We start from the raw sequence: 20,937 nt of genomic DNA on the forward strand, positions 1-20,937 counted from the left end.
CACATTATTCTATAAAAATTAGCAGAAGGGAATTAATGAATTATACAGTACAACAAATTGCAGAAATCACCCGTGCGAAAGTCATTGGAGATACAACGACGGTGGTCAAAAATATTGCTTTTGACAGCAGGATTATTTATTCAACAAAAAATACTGCTTTTATTGCTATTAATACCAAAAAAAATTCCGGCGAAAAATTTGTTGAATCTGCCATTGATCGTGGTATTACGGTAATCATTGCAGAGCATTATGATCCTAAATTTATAAATATCACCTGGATTATTGTAGAAAATGCAATAACCTTTCTTCAAAATTTAGCAAAATACCACTTTGAGCATTCTCATTTAAAATCAATCGGGATTACCGGAAGCAATGGGAAAACGATTCTTAAAGAATGGCTATACCAATGTCTGTGGAACGAATATTCTACAGTCAAAAGCCCCAAAAGTTTTAATTCTCAAATCGGGCTTCCTCTTTCTCTTCTTCAAATCAATACAAACCACCAATTGGGAATCTTTGAAGCCGGGATTTCGCAGCCTTTCGAAATGCAAAACCTGGAAGAAATTTTCCATCCCAAAATCGGATTATTGACCCATATCGGTACGGCTCATTCCGCCAATTTTAAATCGGAAGAAGAGCTGATTGATGAAAAAATACAGCTTTTCAAACGCTCTGAAATTATTATTTATAATGGAGATAACTCATTGACGGAGAATAAAATACAGCAGCTGTATTCAGGCAGAAAATTAATTTCGTACGGTTTTAAAGAATCGAATGACGTTTATATTAAAAATACAATTTCAAAGGAAGAAGATCTCATTATCGCCTATCATAATGAGGAAATACGTCTTCCGGTACATCAAAGAGATGAAGCTACCCTTACCAATGTTCTCGCATTATTTACCGTTTTAAAGGTATTGCACATCGATAATACAAAGATTGTAGATAAAATTAATGCACTGAAAGCCGTAGAGATGCGCTTAGAAGCTATTGAAGGCATAAAAAACAATATTATTGTCAATGATTCCTTTAACCTCGATTTAGACTCTTTAAAAACCGCTCTGCAATTTCTCAAAGAATACAATAAGCCTAAAAAATCTTTGGTGTTAACCGATATTATCGGGGTAAATTCTAAATCTGAAGAATTATATGAGGAAGTTTCAGAATTGGTCAATGAGCAGAATTTTGATTCCGTTTTTTTGATTGGTGAAGAAATTACCCAGTTCAAAAAGTTTTTCAATGGTGCAACTTTTACTTTTAATGATACTTACGAACTGATTGACAGTAAATATCTTACAGATATTGAAAACCAGGTTATTTTATTAAAAGGAGCAAGGAAGTTCGAGATTGAAAAAATTAAAGATCTCCTTGAACTCAGAAAACATGATACGGTATTGGAAATTAATCTGAATGCTATTCTTCATAATATCAATTATCATAAGTCCTTATTAAGGCCGGAAACAAAAATGATGGCCATGGTAAAAGCTAATGCTTACGGATTGGGAAGTTATGAAGTTTCAGAATTTTTGCAGCATCACCATATTGATTATCTTGGCGTTGCATACGCCGATGAAGGGGTTGAGCTTCGGAAAAAAGGCATTACCACACCAATTGTAGTGATGAATCCTGAACAGCACAGTTACGACGCCATTATTCAGTACAATCTGGAACCTGAAATCTATAGTGTAAGAGTTTTAGACTTATTTTATAAAGCTGTTCAAAAATCGGGGAACGATACAAAATATCCTATTCATATAAAACTGGAAACCGGAATGCATCGTCTTGGTTTTAAAGAACATGAGCTGGATTATTTATATGAAAGCTTAAAAGATAAAAATCTGAAAGTACAAAGTATTTTCAGCCATCTTTCGTCTTCTGATGTACCAGAAGAAAAAGAATTTACGGTACAGCAATTGGAAAAATTCCGAAAGAATTCAGAGTATCTGATAAAAAATTTAGGATATCAACCTTTACGGCATATCTTAAATTCGTCAGGAATTACAAATTATACTGATAATCAATATGATATGGTAAGAATTGGAATAGGCATGTTGGGTGAATCATCAAATATTGAAATCCAAAAACAATTGCATTCCTGTGTAAGCTTTAAAACGGTCATTTCTCAGATTTCTCTGGTTGAAAAAGGAGAATCGGTAGGCTATAGCAGGAAATATAAAGCAGATCATCTGACGAAAATTGCTACAATACCGGTAGGATATGCAGACGGAATACCAAGATTAATCGGAAACTCAGTGGGAAGTGTAGGAATTCATAAAATATTAGCTCCTATTGTTGGAAATATCTGTATGGATATGATGATGATAAATGTAGATCACATTACGGGTGTAAAAGAAGGAGATATAGTAACTGTTTTTAATTCTAAACCAACATTAAAAGAATTTGCAGAATACTGCAAAACAATCACTTACGAAGTACTTACTTCTATTTCGCCTCGTGTAAAACGGATTTATATAAAAGATTAATTATGAAAAAACTCCTGATCTTTGTATTACTATTTCAGCTGTTAATGATCCATTCTCAGGTGAAAAAAGGGTTGGTAATCCCTAAAAATCCGAAAATCGGCCTTTCTTTGGCAGGAGGTGGTGCTAAAGGTTTTGCTCACGTAGGAGTTTTAAAAGTTCTTGATTCTTTAGGAGTAAAGGTTGATTACATCTCCGGAACCAGTATGGGTGCAATTATCGGAGGTCTGTATGCTTCAGGATACACCGGAAAAGATATTGAGAAAATCGTCATGGATACTGATTTTTATTCTCTCATCCGCGATCCGAAATCCCGTAAAGAAAGCACTTTTTTTAATAAATCGGTAGATAAATACCTTTTAACGATTCCTGTAAAAAATGGTAAGGTTAATCTTCCTTCTTCGATCAGCACCGGACAGAAAAATGTGTATCTGCTGAAAGAATTATTTAAAAATGTATCAAACATAGATGATTTTTCAAAACTTCCAATTCCTTTTATGTGCGTGGGAACCAATCTTGAAAGCGGGAATATGCAGCTTTTCGAGAAAGGAGATCTGGTACAGTCTATCATGGCGAGTTCAGCTTTTCCTTCATTGATGGATCCGGTGAAGATCGGTGACAGTATTTATATTGACGGAGCAATGACCGTAAATTATCCTTCAAAACCTTTAAAAGATAAAGGGATTGATATTGTAATTGGAGTAGATCTTAACCAGGACCTGTCAAAACGAGAAGATTTAAACAGTATTATTGCAATTCTTAATCAGATCATTGATATGAACATCCATAAGGATACGAAACGGCAATATAAATATACCGATATCAATATAAAGCCTAATCTTAAAGGCATGACTGCAACAAGTTACGATGATAAGAAGAAAATTCTCGACAGTGGATATGTAGAAGGCCTGAAATATAGAGAGCTACTAGATCAGCTTCCAAAACGCTCTTTTGAACGTCTCAGACAGCCTGTAAATCCGGTTTATTCTAATGTATACAAGATCGACAGCATTCAGCTGATTGGAAGCAGAATTTACGGTAAAAACTATGTTTTGGGTAAGATGGGTCTCCATTTACCATCATTGCAAACGTATGGAAGCATTAACAAAGGAATCGATAAACTGGTTGCAACCAATAATTACAGTTTCATTAATTACGATATTATTACAGAAAACGATACTAATATTCTGAAGCTGTATGTAACAGAAGATGAGGCAAGACATTTTTTTAAATTTGGCCTTCATTATGATGAAGTATTCAAAACCGGATTGCTGCTGAATTATTCGGCAAAAAGACTCCTGTTTAAAAATTCGAATCTTTCCCTTGACGTTATTGTAGGAGATAAACCGCGCTACTATCTGAATTATTTTATTGATAACGGGTATATACCCGGAGTTGGAATTTATTCTTCTGGAATGAGCTTTGATTTAAGAGGCGATAATAATGTCAATGTAGAAAAATGGGAATGGCTGCGGAATGAAGTGTATATTCAATCGATATGGAGAGATAAATTTGCAATTGGTACAGGAATCAGTCATGATTACTTTGAGGCCGAAATTAATGGCACCAATAAGAGATACAGCCGATTTTTAAATCCTTACGTATTTCTTAAAAGTGATACTCAAAATGACAAAGATTTTCCTACCAAAGGATTTTATCTGAATGCTGAAGGTAAAGTAATCGATCTGTTAAAATCCGAAGTTGATAAAAGAGTGGTTCAGGTAAAAGCAGATATCAGAATCAGTATTCCGCTTTCAAAACAGTTTAATTATAATTTAAATTTATACGGAGGCATAACGATCGGAGAAAACCTTCCTCCCTTTTATCAATATAGACTGGGTGGGATTTTTGAACAAAATATTATTAATTTCAAAAGTTTCGCAGGATTTTATTTTGCACAGCTCAATGCAAACAATCTCGTTTTGATTTCCAATGATCTTCAGTTCAGAATCAATAAAAATTATTTTATTACAGGAAACTTTTCATTAGCGAATCTTTCAAATGATATTAATTTTGAAGATGCGGTAAAGGTCAATTACAGCTCTTTAGGCATCACCGCTGGATATAAATCTCCGTTCGGACAGATCAAATTTAATTTCAGCCATTCTCTTAAAAATAATCAAAAAGGTATATTCAGTGTCATTTTAGGACACTGGTTTTAAAAATATGATACAATTCTTTTACGAAAACGTACCGCATTCGGTAAATACAAAATATATAAAATGGTTAGAAGAAATCATTTTTGCCGAAGAAAAAAAATTGGGAGAGATCAATTATATCTTCTGCGATGACGAGTTTTTGCTAAAAATAAATCAGGATTATCTGCAGCATGATTATTATACAGATATCATCACTTTTGACTCGGTAAAAGGCAAAACGATAAGCGGCGAGATTTTTGTATCTTTGCAGCGCATTTCTGATAATGCTTCTACCCTATCCAAAAATTATGAGGAAGAATTAAGACGGGTTTTGGCTCATGGGATTCTTCATCTTTGTGGATACAAAGACAAAACAGAAGCACAAGAAATAGAGATGCGAAGTAAAGAAGACTATTATATTGCGAGATATAATTAGGAGCTATTTCCCGCTGTCCGCACTCGCTTTTTTTATTTTTTAAATAAAAAAGAGCTCAAACAAATGCTACCATCGGGGCTAAAAACAACGGAATACAAGCATTCTAAGCTCATTTCGACACAATGTTTCACGTGAAACATTTATTAGGATTTAAAATGTAAGGCTTAAATAAGCAATAAAATGATTTCAGAAATATATGATGTAATCGTAGTCGGTGCAGGTCACGCAGGCTGTGAAGCTGCCGCTGCTGCTGCCAATTTAGGATCAAAAACTTTATTGGTTACAATGAATATGCAGACCATCGGACAAATGAGCTGCAACCCCGCAATGGGAGGTATCGCAAAAGGACAGATCGTACGGGAAATTGACGCTATGGGAGGATATTCCGGAATTGTGGCGGATAAATCTGCAATACAATTTAAGATGCTCAACCTTTCAAAAGGTCCCGCAATGTGGTCTCCGAGAACGCAAAATGATAGAATGCTGTTTGCAGAAGAATGGCGTTATGCATTAGAAAATACCCCCAATCTTGATTTTTTTCAGGATATGGTAAAGAGTTTAATAATAGAAAATAATAAAGCTGTAGGAGTTGTAACTTCTTTAGGAATAGAAATCAGATCAAAATCTGTTGTTTTAACGAATGGTACTTTCCTGAATGGTTTGATTCACGTGGGAGATAAACAGTTAGGCGGCGGAAGAATGGGCGAACCAAGAGCATTCGGAATTACGGAACAGTTGGTTTCATTAGGGTTTGAATCCGGGAGAATGAAGACCGGTACGCCACCAAGAGTAGATGGAAGAAGTCTTGACTATTCTAAAATGGAAGAACAGAAAGGAGATGAAAAGCCACAGAAATTCAGCTACACCGACACGCCAAAATTAACCAAACAATTGAGCTGTCATATTGTATATACCAACGAAACGGTGCACGATATTTTACGCGAAGGATTTGATAGAAGTCCGATGTTTAATGGTACCATTCAAAGTTTAGGACCGCGATATTGTCCAAGTATTGAAGATAAGATCAACCGTTTCGCTGAGCGTACAAGACATCAGTTATTTGTAGAACCTGAAGGCTGGAAAACGGTGGAAATTTATGTAAACGGGTTCAGTTCTTCTCTTCCTGAAGATGTGCAGATAAAAGCCATGAAGCACATTCCTGGATTTGAAAATGTAAAAGTATTCAGACCGGGTTATGCGATTGAATATGACTACTTCCCTCCTACTCAGCTGAAACATACCTTGGAAACCAAATTAATTGATAATTTGTATTTCGCCGGTCAGATCAATGGGACAACAGGATATGAAGAAGCAGCCGGACAAGGCTTAATGGCCGGTATTAATGCACATAATAAAGTAGCTGATAGAGATGAGTTTATTCTGAATAGGGATGAAGCTTATATCGGTGTTTTAATTGATGATCTGATCACAAAAGGGACGGAAGAACCGTACAGAATGTTTACTTCGAGAGCAGAATACAGACTGTTATTAAGACAGGATAATGCAGATATCAGATTGACTGAAAAAGCCTATCATCTGGGATTGGCAAAAGAAGAAAGATTACATAAAGTAGAAGAGAAAATTACTAAAAGTCAGGAACTTGAGTCTTTTCTTCGAGAAACTTCTTTAAAACCAGGAATTATCAATCCTATCTTAGAAAACATAGAAAGTAACCCTGTAGATCAGGCATACAGAGCATCTCAATTTCTTACAAGACCTAATATTACCTTAGACAAATTAGACGAGATTGATGTAATTAAAGAATTTACCTCACAGTACAGCGACGAGGTGAGAGAGCAGGCTGAAGTCAATATAAAATACAAGGGGTATATTGAAAAGGAAAAAGAAAATGTGGCTAAACTGAACAGGTTAGAAAATGTAAAGATTCCACAAGATTTCGATTATATTAAAATATCAAGTTTATCTGCTGAAGCAAAACAAAAAATGAACAAAGTACGTCCTAAAACGTTAGCTCAAGCAGGAAGAATAAGTGGCGTATCTCCAGCAGATATTAATGTTTTAATGGTTTATTTAGGAAGATAAAAGCCACATGTTTCACGTGAAACATATATAGAATTTAAATGAAACTAGGTGTTTACTGCGAACTATCGTTTGAATATCCAAATTTTAATACAGATATATTTAAATGAAAATTAAAGATCATTTTCTCTCTCAGGAAATATTTGAAATTAATGAAACTGAAACAAAAGGAGTGTACAAAACCTCTCCTATTCCACCGAATATTTCTACATATTATGAAAGTGAAAATTATATTTCTCATCATCAGGATTCAGGAAGTTTAAAAGAAAAACTCTATAAATTTTTACAATCTTTCAATTTACAGTATAAAAAAAATATACTTATTGACAGAATTCAGAGAGGATCAAAAGTTTTAGATTATGGTTGCGGCGCCGGAGAATTTGTAAAATATATAGAAAATGATTTCGAAACTATCGGTTTTGAACCTGATGCAGATGCAAGAAAAGCGGCTCAGAATAAATTATCAAAAGCGAAAATTGTAGATGACATCCGCTCCATTGAAAACGGAACTCTGGATGCAATTACTTTATGGCATGTTTTTGAACATGTAGAAAATCAGGATGAAATGCTGGAGATTTTCAATTCAAAATTAAAAGACAAAGGATTGCTGATCATTGCTGTTCCCAACCCTACTTCTTACGATGCAAAACATTATAAAGAATATTGGGCAGCCTATGATGTTCCAAGACATATTTATCATTTTTCAAAAAAAGGGATGGAAAATTTAATTTCCAAAAAACCAAACTGGAAAATGCGAAAAATCAAACCACTCGTTTTAGATTCTTATTATATTGCTATGCTAAGCGAAAAATATAAAAAATCGCCGCTTTTTTGGTTAAAAGCAACATTCTACGGAACGATTTCTAACATAAAAGCACTTTTTTCTAACGAATTTTCAAGTTTGATATACATTATCGAAAAAAAGTAGAAAATCGATTTTTGACCTATTTCTGAAGGTCAATTTTTACTATATTCTATAAAATTTATATTTCTTTTTAGAAATTTAACAGAAAAGAAATTAGATCTTTTAGCAAATAAAAAAGTCTGCCGAAATTTTCAGCAGACTTATATTTTTTAAAAAATACTTTTATTGATTGATCGCTGCAATCCCAGGAAGTTCCAGTCCTTCTAAACTTTCCAGCATTGCGCCGCCACCGGTAGAAACATAGCTTACTTTTTCGTCATATCCGAACTGCTTTACAAAAGCAACACTGTCTCCTCCTCCCACAAGCGAAAAAGCCCCCAATTTTGTAGCTTCTGCAATACTGTCTCCTAAAGCAATAGTTCCTGCTGCAAAATTTGACATTTCAAACACACCGATAGGTCCGTTCCACAAAATTGTTTTTGAACCTAAAAGAACGTCATTAAACTGTTCTCGGGATTTTGGTCCTGCATCTAATCCCATCCAGCCTTCCGGAATTTCGTAGATATCCGTTTCTTTTCTATCTGCATCATTGCTAAAGCTTTCTGCAATCACAGCATCTGAAGGAAGATATACCTTTACCTTATGCTCTTTTGCCTTTGCTAAAATTTCCAACGCAAGAGACAGTTTATCTTCTTCTACCAGCGAATTTCCAATTTTCCCGCCAAGTGCCTTGATAAATGTGAAAGCCATTCCGCCACCAATGATAAGATTATCGATTGCCGGTAAAATATTTTCTATAATGGTAATTTTTGTAGAAACTTTAGAACCTCCTAGAATTGCTGTAACAGGCCTTTCACCGCTTTTTAAAACTTTATCAATCGCTTTCAATTCATTTTCCATCAGTAAACCGAAAAATTTAGTTGAACTGAAAAATTTAGCAATTACAGCGGTAGAAGCATGTGCTCTGTGAGCAGTTCCAAAAGCATCATTTACATAAGCATTTCCTAATTTTGAAAGCTGTTCTGCAAACTTTTCATCCCCTTTTTCCTCTTCATTATGAAAACGTAGATTCTCCAGTAGCAGTATTTCTCCCGGCTGAAGTTCAGCAGCTGCTTTTTCAGCCTTCTCTCCTATCGATTCTTCTACAAATTTAACTTCATGACCCAGAACATTTGAAACTTCGTTTACAATATGCTTCAGAGAAAACTCGTCTTTTACCTCGCCTTTCGGTCTTCCCAGATGTGTCATTAAAATCACAGAACCACCGTCTCTCAAAATCTTTTCTACAGTAGGTTTTACTGCAGAAATTCTGGTATTATCTGTAACTTTCAGCTGATCATCCTGCGGAACATTAAAGTCAACTCTTACTAACGCCTTTTGATCTTTGAAATTAAAATCGTTGATTGTTTTCATAAATAGCTTTTGAATTTCTTTTCACAAATGTAAGATTTTAAACTTTCGGAAGAGATTCAAAAAGATAAAAGTTTTCAAAAAAAATCCCACAAACTTATCATTCAATAATCAACATAAATTTTCTTTATAATAAAAAAAGGATGATAGCTGTTGTTGAGTATTGTGAATTTCGGGGATAACTTTTCAGATAAAACTTCATAACATACAGTTTGTTTTTAATTCATAATTCATTCACAATGTAACGTATTGAAAATCTGATAAATTTAAGACTTATTAACAACTATTGATAACTCTTGGATCCTACAGATATGAGTTTCTTTCTTATGGAGAAACTGCAGAATATTCCACGGAAAGATTTTGAAAGTTTTGTATTGACATGGTCAGCCTTTAGTTCATTAATAAATATTGTGATTTAAAATTCATTTAGTTTGCAAAAGTTTTCCACAGTTATTCACAGGTCTTTTCACATTTTATGAGAGGATAAATCACATTTTATATTTTAATACTTAAATTTGCAGGAATAAATGTAGTAAAAGTATAACTCGGCATCACGGCATTGCAGCAATTACATCGTAGTGGAATTGATCTCTGTCTGATGATATAAATTAGTCTATATGAAAAGAAAAATTGCCATAGCTGCAGATCACGCAGGTTTTGAATACAAAGAAATTATTAAAAAACATTTTGAAGATCAGTATGAAATTCAGGACTTCGGAACGTATTCTACCGATAGTGTAGATTATCCGGATTTTGTACATCCTGCAGCAACTTCTGTTGAAAATGGGGATAACGAATTGGGAATTCTGATCTGTGGAAGCGGAAACGGAGTACAGATTACGGCCAATAAACACCAGAAAATACGTTGTGCATTATGTTGGATGCCTGAGATTGCGGCATTGGCAAGACAGCATAATGACGCTAATATGATCTCAATTCCTGCAAGATTTATTTCAAAAGAAGTAGCCATCGAAATTGCCAAGACATTTTTATTAACCGATTTTGAAGGCGGAAGACACCAAACCAGAGTTGACAAAATAGCATTCTGCTAAAACAATAAAGGCCTGTAAATCAGTTACAGGTCTTATTTATTATTTATTTATTATATTTGCATCATCAGACAGAAGTTACCAATCTGTTTATTCCATAGTAACCTAACAAAATTCGAAAGATTATTAATAGGTTTTTCTTCTCTCTTCTCCTATTTTATACTAAATTTATACAGATTAAAGTCATAAATAAAAGAAAATTGATTTGTTTCAATTTTATTAACTCTACAAATGAAAAGCAAAATAGCTTTTATTTTAATGTGTGCTTTCTGTATTTTCTATGCCCAGAAAATACAAAATCATGATGCTTTTAAAAAATGCAGAAAAGAATTCAGCAAAAAGATATGTCTTTCAGATAATGACAAAGATGGACAATTATTTTATCTGGATCAATGTCCAAAAGAGGCGGGAGATATAAAAAATTACGGCTGTAAATGGCCAGATTCTGATGAGGATGGAGTCTTAGATAGAGATGATGCTTGCCCTGAAGTTGCAGGACCGGCTGAAAATAACGGTTGTCCATGGCCGGATACGGACGGAGATGGAGTTTTAGACAAGGATGATGCGTGTCCTACAATTGAAGGAATAGTAGAGAATAATGGATGTCCCAGCCAAAAATTAGATTGTACTCAATTTTATGAAGAAGAAAGGAATAAATTTGAAAAATTTAGAGAGGATAATGAAGAGATTGAGCGTATTTATAATTTAATTAGTACCAATATACTACAATATTTCAATGATGAAAATAAACAATCAAAAGTAACTCAGGTATTTATAAAATTTTTAGATTACGGACCTTTATGTTATTATGAGCCAAAAAATTATGAGCCGAAATGTACCAGTGGAAGAAGTACGGATGAATATAATTTTTTGGTTACAAGATTTTGGAATAAAAATGCACTTGAAAAATTTGTGCAGAAAAATAATGTCACTGCTGTTATCAAATATCCTTTTAAGAAATATGATACTGATTACACCAAAATTTTTCCGGAAGAATTGCATGATTATTTAGAAAAAAAAACAAGAAATAATAACGCCTACATTGTCCCAAAAGGTAAAACGGTAAAGACAAATGAAGTTTTAATTAAAATAGATATCATATTTATAAATCCTCACAAACTGGAAGTTACCTACACTCCCTATTCTGGTGGATTGAAATTTGTATCTAAAAAATTGGAATACAGCACAGGCAAATGGAATGAATTGAAAAATTAAAGAAAAAATAGAACAAAAAAGAACAGGATTTTATCCTATTTAAAAATAAATATAAAAATGCCAAAAAAAAACAAATATATAAGTCAGAAAAATGACTCAAAACTTTTAGAAATAGGAAGACTGATTCTCCGTTTTATGAATCAGAACCAAACCAAAATATACAACTACAAACAGATTTCAGACGGGATCGATCATAAAAATCCAAGGCAACGCGAATTGGTGATTCAGGCGCTGCATAAACTGTTGTCCAACCAAAGAATTAAAGAAACCGATAAAGGGAAATACAGCATCAATCTTAATATTGAAGGTACTTTAACCGGCGTTATCGATTTTAACCAAAGTGGAAATGCCTATGTAAAAGTAGAAGGTTTAAAAGATGATGTTTTCATTCACGCAAAAAATGTGAAAGATGCACTGCAGGGCGATAAAGTACTCATTGTTACCTACAATTTTAAAGGTAAAAAAATGGAAGGTTCTGTACTTGAAGTGCTCGAAAGAAGCAGAACAGAGTTTGTTGGTACTCTCCAGCTCGTTCCGCACAAAGAATTCGGTTTTGTAGTGTGCGATAAAAAGACGATCAATACTGATATTTTCGTTCCGAAAGGTAAAATAAACGGTGCTGAAAACGGCAATAAAGTGGTCGTAAAGATGTTGGAATGGAAAGCCGGAGATAAAAACCCGGAAGGTGAAATCATCCAGGTTTTAGGAGCTCCGGGAGAGCATGAAACCGAAATTCACTCTATTTTAGCCGAATACGGTTTGCCGTACAGTTTCCCTGAAGAGGTGGAACAGGATGCCGAAAAAATCGACAGAAGGATTACCGATGAAGAAGTGGCAAAACGCCGTGATATGCGTAAAATATGTACTTTTACCATCGATCCGAAAGATGCAAAAGACTTTGATGATGCTTTATCTATCCAAAAATTAGACAACGGAAACTGGGAAATAGGCGTTCATATTGCCGATGTTTCCCATTATGTTATTCCGGGAACGATGTTGGATGATGAAGCCTATGAAAGAGCTACATCCGTCTATTTGGTAGACCGTGTTGTCCCGATGTTGCCGGAAGTTTTAAGTAATGATGTTTGCTCATTGCGCCCGAATGAAGATAAATTTACATTCTCAGCCGTTTTTGAAATGAATGATGATGCAGAAGTGGTCAATCAGTGGTTTGGAAGAACTGTGATTCACTCCGACAGAAGATTTACGTATGAAGAAGCGCAGGAAAGAATAGAAACCAAAGAAGGTGATCTTGCGGAAGAAATTTTAACACTCGACAGACTGGCAAAAATCATGCGTCAGCAAAGAATTAAAGACGGGGCGATTACTTTTGACAGAAGTGAGGTTCGGTTTAATTTAAATGAAAAAAGCGAGCCGATCGGCGTGTATTTCAAAATCAGCAAAGATTCAAATCATTTGATTGAAGAATTCATGCTTTTGGCCAATAAAAAAGTTTCCGAATTTGTTTCCCTGAAAAAAGGAAGACCGAATAATAATACTTTTATTTACAGGGTTCACGATGATCCGGATCCTGCAAAACTGGAAGCATTGAGAGATTTTGTTTCTACATTCGGGTATAAGATGGATCTTGCAAACACCAAAAAAGTAGCCGAGTCTTTGAATAATTTATTAAAAGATGTCAAAGGCAAAGGCGAAGAAAATATGATCGAGACTTTAGCGATGCGAAGCATGAGTAAAGCCGTGTATTCTACCGAACCTATCGGCCATTACGGGCTTGGTTTTGATTACTATTCTCACTTTACCTCTCCTATACGCCGTTACCCGGATTTGCTTGCCCATCGTTTGCTTCAGCATTATCTGGATGGTGGAAAATCGCCCGATAAAAATGAGCTGGAAGAAAAATCTAAGCATTGCAGTGCAAGAGAAAGACTGGCTGCAGATGCAGAAAGAGATTCTATCAAATTTATGCAGGTAAAGTTTATGGAAAAACATCTGGGAGAAACCTTTACCGGAGTGATTTCCGGCGTGGCAGAATTCGGTTTCTGGGTAGAAATACCGGAAAACGGTGCTGAAGGTTTAATAAAATTAAGAGATTTGATGGATGATTCTTACTCTTATGATAAATCTACACACGCAGTGTACGGTTCCAGAACCGGGAAAAGATACCAGTTGGGAGACCAGGTTCAGATTAAAGTGGTAAAAGCCAATTTAATTCAGAAACAGCTTGATTTTAAGGTTGTAGATTAATTTCAATATTAAAATAATTATAAAGGCCACAAATAGTGGTCTTTTTGTTTAGAAATAAGAATCAAAACAAATTCTTTTTTAAACCCAAATAAAAATATAATCTTTAAATTTGAATTTGAAACAAATTATAAATGTTTGAACTTGTATTCTCTGCCATTATTTTAGGATTTATGTTAAGCCTTGTATTTATAGGTCCCATATTTTTCCTGTTAATAGAAACCAGCTTTTCAAGAGGTCCGAAACATGCTTTAGCATTGGATATGGGAGTAATTACTGCAGATCTTTTATGCATCATCGCGGCCTATTATGCAAGTGCAGATTTGGTCAATCTGATAGATAAACATCCCGGATTTTACAGGATTACTTCTATTCTGATTTTTGCCTACGGAATTGTCATGATTGCCACCAAAACCAAAATGCATCTTCCCGGAGAAGAAAAAATTATCAGCCAGAACTATTTTAAAACATTTATCAATGGTTTTTTCTTTAATATTCTGAATGTCGGTGTGATTCTTTTCTGGCTAGTTACCGTCATTTCCGTACGGAATCAATATCCGGATACCAGCAGTTTTATTCTGTATATCGGTATTGTTATCGCAACGTATTTAGTGATTGACCTTGCTAAAATCTTCCTGGCAAAACAGTTTCATGACCGACTTACACAGAAATTAGCCAACCGCATCAGGAGAATTGTGGGTGGAATTCTGATTGTTTTCAGCTTCTTTATCTTTTTACAGAGCTTTAAGAAATTCAATCAGTTTGACAGGCGTCTGGAAGAAGCAGAAAAAACAGAAATAAAATACAAAAAAACCAAGTGAAAAAAAAAATATTCCCGAAATCTCTTACAAAAGGAGACAAAATAGCCATAATTTCTCCTGCAGGAGTCGTAGAACCATCTCAGCTTGAAAAAGGAATTCAGATAATAAAAGATAAAGGCTTTGAACCTGTTTTAGGAGAGCATCTGTATACAAAATTTTCCAACGGATACAATTACGCCGGAACTGAAGAACAAAGAACAAAAGATATTAATTGGGCATTAAACCATCCTGAGATTTCTGCAATCTGGGCTTCCAGAGGAGGTTACGGTTGTCAGCATTTGATTGAAAATTTAAATATAAAAGAATTTGCCAAAAACCCGAAATGGTACATTGGGTATTCCGACAATACCGTAATACAAAGCTATTTACTGAAAAAAGGTTTTGTATCAATTCACGGACAGACCGTTAAAACATCAAGTTTCGGGGTAACCGATGAAAGTTATGATTTGACTTTTGATATTTTAAATGGAAAAAATCTAATATACAATTTAAAAGCCCATCCATATAATAAAAACGGAACTGCGGAAGGAGAATTTATCGGAGGGAATTTAGCGCTAATTTACGCGCTCTTAGGCACAAAATATTCCTTTGATTTTAAAGATAAAATTTTATTTATTGAAGATATCGGAGAAAATTTTTATGCACTTGACAGAATGATAATGAGCCTCGAATTAGCCGGAGTTTTTAAAAAAATAAAGGGTTTCATTATCGGCGGAATGACCAATATGGGAGATGAAAAAGACAACAAAATCTATGCAGAAAGTTTTGACGGATTTGCGTACCAGCTTATTGCAGAAAGAATTTCAAAATACAGTTTTCCGGTAGTTTTCGGCTTCCCGAATGGTCATATTAAAGATAACCGGCCTCTGATTATTGGCGGAAATGCTACGTTAAAGGTCGAGAAAACAATTTCTTTACATTTTGATCTATGATGCTGTATTCCAAATATATACTTTCATCTCTCCTGATTCTCGCAGGAATAATGCATTTTGTAAAACCGCATTTTTTTATGAAGATTATGCCGGATTATATTCCGTATCATTTGAAGATGGTGTATATCAGCGGAATTGCTGAAATCTTATGTGGTGTACTCCTACTCTTCCCCCAAACGCAGAAATTGGGAGCCTATCTTTCCATAGCACTGTTTATTGCGGTATTCCCTGCGAATATAGAAATGACAAAAAAGTTTTACCAGATTCACCACAAATATTTTTGGCTGACTGTTGTAAGGCTTCCTTTACAGTTTGTATTGATTTGGTGGGCATATCAATTTAGAAAATAATGGCAAATCACAACGATTTAGGTAAAAAAGCAGAAGATCTAGCGGTAGAATTTCTCCAGAAAAGCGGGTATAAAATTCTCATCAGGAATTATCGTTTCCAAAAGGCTGAAATAGATATTATTGCCGAAAAAGATAATGTAATCATCATTATAGAAGTCAAAGCGCGCTCTACCGATGCATTTATGCTGCCCCAGGAAGCCGTCAATAAAAGAAAAATATCACTCATTGTTTCTGCCGCGAATCATTATCTGGAAGAGTTTAACAAAACTCAGGAAGTAAGATTCGATATTATTTCTGTTCTACCTAACGAAAAAGGGAGATTAATTATTGAACATATTACAGATGCATTTGAAGCTTTTGATGCAAACTAAATCATCTAAAAATTTACCAGCCTGATTGTTAAATAGTATTTGAAAATTAAATAAATGAAAACAATATTAATAACCGGAGCCACTTCCGGAATCGGAAAATCTACTGCCGAACTGCTTGCTAAACAAGCAAACAGAATCATCATCTGTGGAAGAAGAAACGAAGTCTTGGAATCTGTAAAAAAAGAATTATCAGAGTTCACCGAAATATTTAGTTTACAATTTGATGTCAGAAGTCTGGATGAAGTGGAAAACGCAATCCATTCTTTACCCGATGAATGGAAAAATATAGATGTTCTGATCAACAATGCAGGAAATGCACATGGTTTAGACCCTCTCTCTGCCGGCAAAACTGATGATTGGGACTCTATGATCGACGGGAATGTAAAAGGGCTGCTTTATGTTTCTAAAATGATCATTCCGACTATGAAAGAAAGAAATTCCGGTCATATTGTAAATATCAGCTCGGTTGCCGCAAGACAAACCTACATAAATGGAGTAGTATATTGTGCAACTAAAAAGGCGGTAGATGTAATTTCCGAAGGAATGCGGCTCGAGCTTACAGAATTCGGGATCAAAGTGACCAATATTCAGCCGGGCGCAGTAGAAACAGATTTTTCTTTAGTTAGATTCAAAGGAGATCAGGAAAGAGCAGCAACGGTATATGCAGGGTATGAAGCTTTAAAATCCGAAGATATTGCCGATGCAATTGCATATTGTGTGAATGCTCCGAAACACGTAATGGTTTCTGATATGACGATTTATCCAAGCGCACAAAGCGAGCCGAGAACAATTTACAGGAAATAAATGCAAAAGTTATTTTGTATATTCATATTGTTTGCTTTTAATTTCTGGTATTGCCAGAAACCGGTGACAATACAAATAAATGAAAAATTATCAAAAAGCATTGTACTTTTAGACACCTATATGCAGAATAATGACAATCACATCGTTGATATCCTGTGCACTGATGTTTCTTTCGGACATTCTAACGGTTGGGTTCAGAATCTAAATGATTTTAAAAAAGATTTTTTGTCCAAAAAAGTAATCTATAAAGAAATCAGCCAACTTGAAATTTCTGAATGGAAGAAGAAAGATAAAACAGCAAGTGTAAGAAGAATCATAAAAGTTTCAGGGCTCTACCAGAATAAACCTTTTGATATGAAGCTTGCGCTGCTTGAAATCTGGCTTAAAAAGAAATCAACCTGGAAACTCTGGAGTCGGCAAAGTGTAGAAATAAAGCCATAAATTTGTAAAAATTCAGATCAAAATGAAAATACTATACCTAGAAACGTCTTCTAAAAACTGCTCAGTATCCATTTCAGACGGTGAAAAGCTGCTTTGTCTTTGCGAGGAAGTTTCAGAAAACTATAAACAGTCAGAAAGCCTGCATACTTTTGTAGAATGGGCGTTGGAAGGAGCAGAAATTTCCCTTCAGGAAATTAATGCCATTTGTTTAGGAAAAGGTCCGGGTTCATATACAGGATTAAGAATAGGCGCCTCTTCTGCCAAAGGGTTTTGCTACGGATTGAAAGTTCCCTTAATTGCCATTAATTCTTTAGAAAGCATGATAGAGCCCTTTTTAGGACAAAACTATGATTTCATTGTTCCATTGATCGACGCAAGAAGAATGGAGGTTTATACGGCTGTTTATGACGGTAAAACGGGAAAAGAAATGGCTTCTACCGAAGCAAAAGTGTTAGATGAATCTTCTTTCGAAGAATATAAAGATAAAAAAGTAATTTTTGTAGGCGATGGTGCCAAGAAAGCAAAAGAAATACTGCAATTGCCCGAAGCTGATTTTAACGAGAACATTTACCCTTCTGCACAATATCTGATCAAGAAAGCCCTGGAAAAAATTAATGAAAAAGATTTTGAAGATATTGCTTATTTCGAACCCTTTTACCTCAAAGATTTTCATGGGGTAAAAAAGAAAAGATCGTCAGATTCTATATAATTTTCAAAATGAAAAAAAAAAGCGAAGAGTACTCTTCGCTTTTTTATTGTGGTTTTGCAGGAACTGTTGTAGGATTGGTCAGTTTCTGCTGTTGGGGTGTATTTTGCACCGGCTTTTTAGGCTGATTGGTCTGTATCGCATTATTGACAGGCGGTGAAGCATTCTGCATCGGATTGTTCTGATTATCCGGATTGGAAGGATTATTATTTTCAACATTCTGCACCGGCTGCTTGTTTTGGTTTCCGGGTTGTCCGGGAAGGTTTTGCTGGTTTTGCTGAAGCATATTTCCTTTGTTATCTGTTGCCTGGAACGCAAGGTCACTTTTCAGATAATTAAGCATTTCTTTCGCTTTTGCGCCTTCTGGTGTTTTACCGTAATTTAAAACAATCTGCTCCAGCTGTAATATCATCACTTCTTTTCCGTTTGATTTCCCGGCATTAAAGGCATTCAGAAGGTAAAATTTTGGAACCAGCGCATCTTTAGGGTTTTTCTGAATCGCCTGATCGATAATATTCTGGCTTTCCGTAAATTTTTCGGATTCAAACAACGCATAGGCCGTTTTATATTCATTTTCTACCTCCGGAGATGATTTTACAAACGTACTGTTTTTAGGATTTCTTGCAAATTCTGCATACGAAGTATAAGGATAATCGGTTAATAGGATCTGTTTTGCTCTTTCTGAAGCCTGAGGATTTTTCTCATAATTCATATTGAAAATCTCATATAAAGCCTGCAACATTACCTTTTCTTCAGGTTTTACGTCTACGAGATCATATAATGTTTTTGTCGCTAAAGGCGTATTGGTAAAATAATTCTGATACATGATTCCCAAACCTAATGACGCGGTATCTCTGTCTTTTTTGAGCTGGGAAAGTTTCCCTGCATCAGTTGGAATCTGCTCTATGTAAAAAGAAGGTTCAAAACGTCTAGGATTGGGCGCTGAGGTTACTCCTAAAGCTTCATTTTTCATGTCTTCAATAGACGCCATTTTTTTTGAAAAACGCCAGTTATCAACCAGAGCACGGTCTCCCCAAACTTGTTTAAAGGTAGAGCTTCCCTTACTTACGGTACCGGTATTGCTGAAATAAAATCCTTTTGTAGCCGTTCCGAAATCTTCAAATGAAGTGGAACTGTTAGCAAAAAGCGAATTGGCATTATAGTCTCCGGTATCAAAACCTTTGCTTCTTTCGGCACGTAATCTTTCAAGCTCTTCTTTTGCTTCCTTCGCTTTCAGCTTTTCGATATGCTTTGCAAAATAATCGGTTTTTTGGGCATCTGTCATTTTTGCTAAGGTCAGAACACTGTCATTTCTTTTGATTAAATAATAGTTTCTTGAGATTTTCTTAATATTAGAAGACTGCCCCTGAAGAAGGATTTTTGAAGGTTCGTAGGTCATAGATGCCAAAGCGGAATCATAATAAGCACCCGCACCGATGTAATCATTTTTATCCAGATATCTTTTTCCGATTTCATAATACGTTAAACCTCTTACCTGCGGATCAGAAACCTTTTCAAGCAACGATTTTTTAAAGAATTCCTGTGCTTCTTCCTGCTTTCCTGCCTTGTTGGCCATTAAACCTAAGGCGTAATAAAACTCGTTTTTTCTTGAACCATATGTTCCTTTTTTACTAATGTCTTCAAGATATTTTCTGGCACCGTTGTAATCACCGTTTCCGTTAAATGTTTTAGCGATTTCGATCTGTGATTTTACTTCGAACTCAAAATCGTTGGCATATTTGTAAGCGGCCATAAAGCTTTCACGGGCCGGCTCGTTTCTCCCCAATTCCTGAAGAATCTGCCCTCTGAGAAAGGCAATTCTGCTTTTCAGCTTTCGGTTTCCATTGAGTTCAAAAGCACGGTCGAGCTGCTTTACGGCTTCTTCTTTTTTTCCAGCATCCAGAAGGGATTCGGAATAATAAATGCTTAAAAGCTTTTCGTCATTTTTGCTGATGCCCTCGCTTTGCAGCTTGGTGAAAATCTCATCCGATTTATGGTAATTTTTGAGCTCGGCATACGCCAAACCTTCATATACTCTCGCTAACGGAAGCCGTTTGTCTTCTTTCATGTGCGTAAAAACATAGTTTAACGCATCCAGAGCCTGCAGAGATTTCCCTTGGTATATACGTGATTGTGCCAAAATAATATAGGCATCAAAAATCGTCTTGTTTTTTTCTTCTCCTTTTTTGATCACAGAATATTTCCCGATTGCTTTTAATGCTTTTGCTTCTGCAATTTCTAGAACTGTGGCTCCTTTATTTGTTTGATCATTAGCATTGTTATTATTACTGGGATCTTGCGGCGTTTGAGGAGTGCTTCCGGGTTTTATCGGCGGTCTTCCTTGTGCTTCTCTCCCACTTGAAGTTTTATTAACTTCTGCCATCTTCATCGTATTTTCTGCAAACGCAGAAGACTGGCCAAGATCACTTCCTATGGGTTGATCTTCATAAGTAAGTATAGGAATATAGGGTGCATAAAAATTATCTTTATGCGCTTTATCTCTGCTCGTAAACTCACTGTTCAATGCGTCTTTAGCATTAAAAAGGGTATTGTAATAGGTGTAAAAACCTTTTAAAAACTTTGATCTGGCTTCCGGCTTTTTTACTTTGGTACCACAGGAGACAACGATGATCGCCGTTAAAAGGAATAAAATATTCTTTTTCATTATTCAATA

16 protein-coding genes and 1 pseudogene are annotated in these 20,937 nt (G+C 35.2%); 15 read left to right on the forward strand and 2 right to left on the reverse strand.

The window, feature by feature from the left end; all coding sequences use genetic code 11:
- Positions 1–35 precede the first annotated feature (35 nt).
- The 5 genes from N0B16_RS08715 to N0B16_RS08735 all read left to right on the forward strand — a co-directional run bounded on the left by N0B16_RS08715 (position 36) and on the right by N0B16_RS08735 (position 8,022).
- Positions 36–2,483: a bifunctional UDP-N-acetylmuramoyl-tripeptide:D-alanyl-D-alanine ligase/alanine racemase gene (locus tag N0B16_RS08715; protein WP_262990438.1), complete on the forward strand. Its 2,448-nt coding sequence runs from the start codon at positions 36–38 to the stop codon at positions 2,481–2,483.
- Positions 2,484–2,485: 2 nt separating this feature from the next.
- Positions 2,486–4,642, forward strand: coding sequence for a patatin-like phospholipase family protein (locus tag N0B16_RS08720; protein WP_262990440.1), 2,157 nt, complete (start codon positions 2,486–2,488; stop codon positions 4,640–4,642).
- Between the two features lie 4 nt (positions 4,643–4,646).
- Positions 4,647–5,054, forward strand: coding sequence for an rRNA maturation RNase YbeY (gene ybeY, locus N0B16_RS08725; protein ID WP_262990441.1), 408 nt, complete (start codon positions 4,647–4,649; stop codon positions 5,052–5,054).
- A 180-nt stretch (positions 5,055–5,234) separates the two neighbouring features.
- Positions 5,235–7,097 (forward strand): tRNA uridine-5-carboxymethylaminomethyl(34) synthesis enzyme MnmG, encoded by a 1,863-nt coding sequence (mnmG, locus tag N0B16_RS08730; protein ID WP_262990443.1) that lies wholly within the window; start codon positions 5,235–5,237, stop codon positions 7,095–7,097.
- 103 nt (positions 7,098–7,200) lie between these two features.
- Entirely contained in the window at positions 7,201–8,022 is an 822-nt protein-coding gene (locus N0B16_RS08735; protein WP_262990444.1) for a class I SAM-dependent methyltransferase, read from the forward strand.
- A gap of 159 nt (positions 8,023–8,181) precedes the next feature.
- On the opposite strand, the gene N0B16_RS08740 is transcribed toward N0B16_RS08735, so the two are convergent.
- Entirely contained in the window at positions 8,182–9,372 is a 1,191-nt protein-coding gene (locus tag N0B16_RS08740) for a phosphoglycerate kinase (RefSeq protein WP_262990446.1), read from the reverse strand.
- Positions 9,373–9,986: 614 nt separating this feature from the next.
- On the opposite strand from N0B16_RS08740, the gene rpiB reads away from it, so the two are divergent.
- The 10 genes and pseudogenes from rpiB (at position 9,987) to tsaB (ending at position 18,266) form a co-directional block, all read left to right on the forward strand.
- Entirely contained in the window at positions 9,987–10,421 is a 435-nt protein-coding gene (rpiB, locus tag N0B16_RS08745) for a ribose 5-phosphate isomerase B (protein WP_262990447.1), read from the forward strand.
- Positions 10,422–10,772: 351 nt separating this feature from the next.
- Positions 10,773–11,027: pseudogene (locus N0B16_RS08750) on the forward strand (thrombospondin type 3 repeat-containing protein); the annotation flags it as partial.
- Positions 11,028–11,690: 663 nt separating this feature from the next.
- A complete protein-coding gene (gene rnr, locus N0B16_RS08755; protein WP_262990448.1) occupies positions 11,691–13,841 on the forward strand; it encodes a ribonuclease R in 2,151 nt (716 codons plus the stop codon).
- Positions 13,842–13,972: 131 nt separating this feature from the next.
- A complete protein-coding gene (locus N0B16_RS08760) occupies positions 13,973–14,659 on the forward strand; it encodes a LysE family translocator (RefSeq protein WP_262990449.1) in 687 nt (228 codons plus the stop codon).
- On the forward strand, positions 14,656–15,591 hold the full coding sequence (locus tag N0B16_RS08765) for a S66 peptidase family protein (RefSeq protein WP_262990450.1): 936 nt from the start codon (positions 14,656–14,658) through the stop codon (positions 15,589–15,591). Before N0B16_RS08760 ends, N0B16_RS08765 begins: the two co-directional genes overlap by 4 nt.
- 50 nt (positions 15,592–15,641) lie before the next feature.
- Positions 15,642–15,941, forward strand: coding sequence for a DoxX family protein (locus N0B16_RS08770; RefSeq protein WP_438265273.1), 300 nt, complete (start codon positions 15,642–15,644; stop codon positions 15,939–15,941).
- Complete coding sequence (locus N0B16_RS08775) at positions 15,941–16,312, forward strand: YraN family protein (protein WP_262990451.1); 372 nt, start codon at positions 15,941–15,943, stop codon at positions 16,310–16,312. The genes N0B16_RS08770 and N0B16_RS08775 overlap by 1 nt, the downstream gene beginning before the upstream one ends.
- A gap of 54 nt (positions 16,313–16,366) precedes the next feature.
- Positions 16,367–17,116, forward strand: a complete 750-nt coding sequence (locus N0B16_RS08780) for an SDR family NAD(P)-dependent oxidoreductase (protein ID WP_262990452.1) — start codon at positions 16,367–16,369, stop codon at positions 17,114–17,116.
- Positions 17,117–17,179: 63 nt separating this feature from the next.
- A complete protein-coding gene (locus tag N0B16_RS08785; RefSeq protein ID WP_262990453.1) occupies positions 17,180–17,557 on the forward strand; it encodes a hypothetical protein in 378 nt (125 codons plus the stop codon).
- A 22-nt stretch (positions 17,558–17,579) separates the two neighbouring features.
- Positions 17,580–18,266, forward strand: coding sequence for a tRNA (adenosine(37)-N6)-threonylcarbamoyltransferase complex dimerization subunit type 1 TsaB (tsaB, locus tag N0B16_RS08790; protein WP_262990454.1), 687 nt, complete (start codon positions 17,580–17,582; stop codon positions 18,264–18,266).
- 43 nt (positions 18,267–18,309) lie between these two features.
- On the opposite strand, the gene porW is transcribed toward tsaB, so the two are convergent.
- Positions 18,310–20,928: a type IX secretion system periplasmic lipoprotein PorW/SprE gene (porW, locus tag N0B16_RS08795; RefSeq protein WP_262990455.1), complete on the reverse strand. Its 2,619-nt coding sequence runs from the start codon at positions 20,926–20,928 to the stop codon at positions 18,310–18,312.
- Positions 20,929–20,937 lie beyond the last annotated feature (9 nt).

The sequence above is a fragment of the Chryseobacterium gilvum genome, from assembly GCF_025628965.1.
In the GTDB taxonomy this organism is placed as follows: Bacteria; Bacteroidota; Bacteroidia; order Flavobacteriales; family Weeksellaceae; genus Chryseobacterium; species Chryseobacterium gilvum.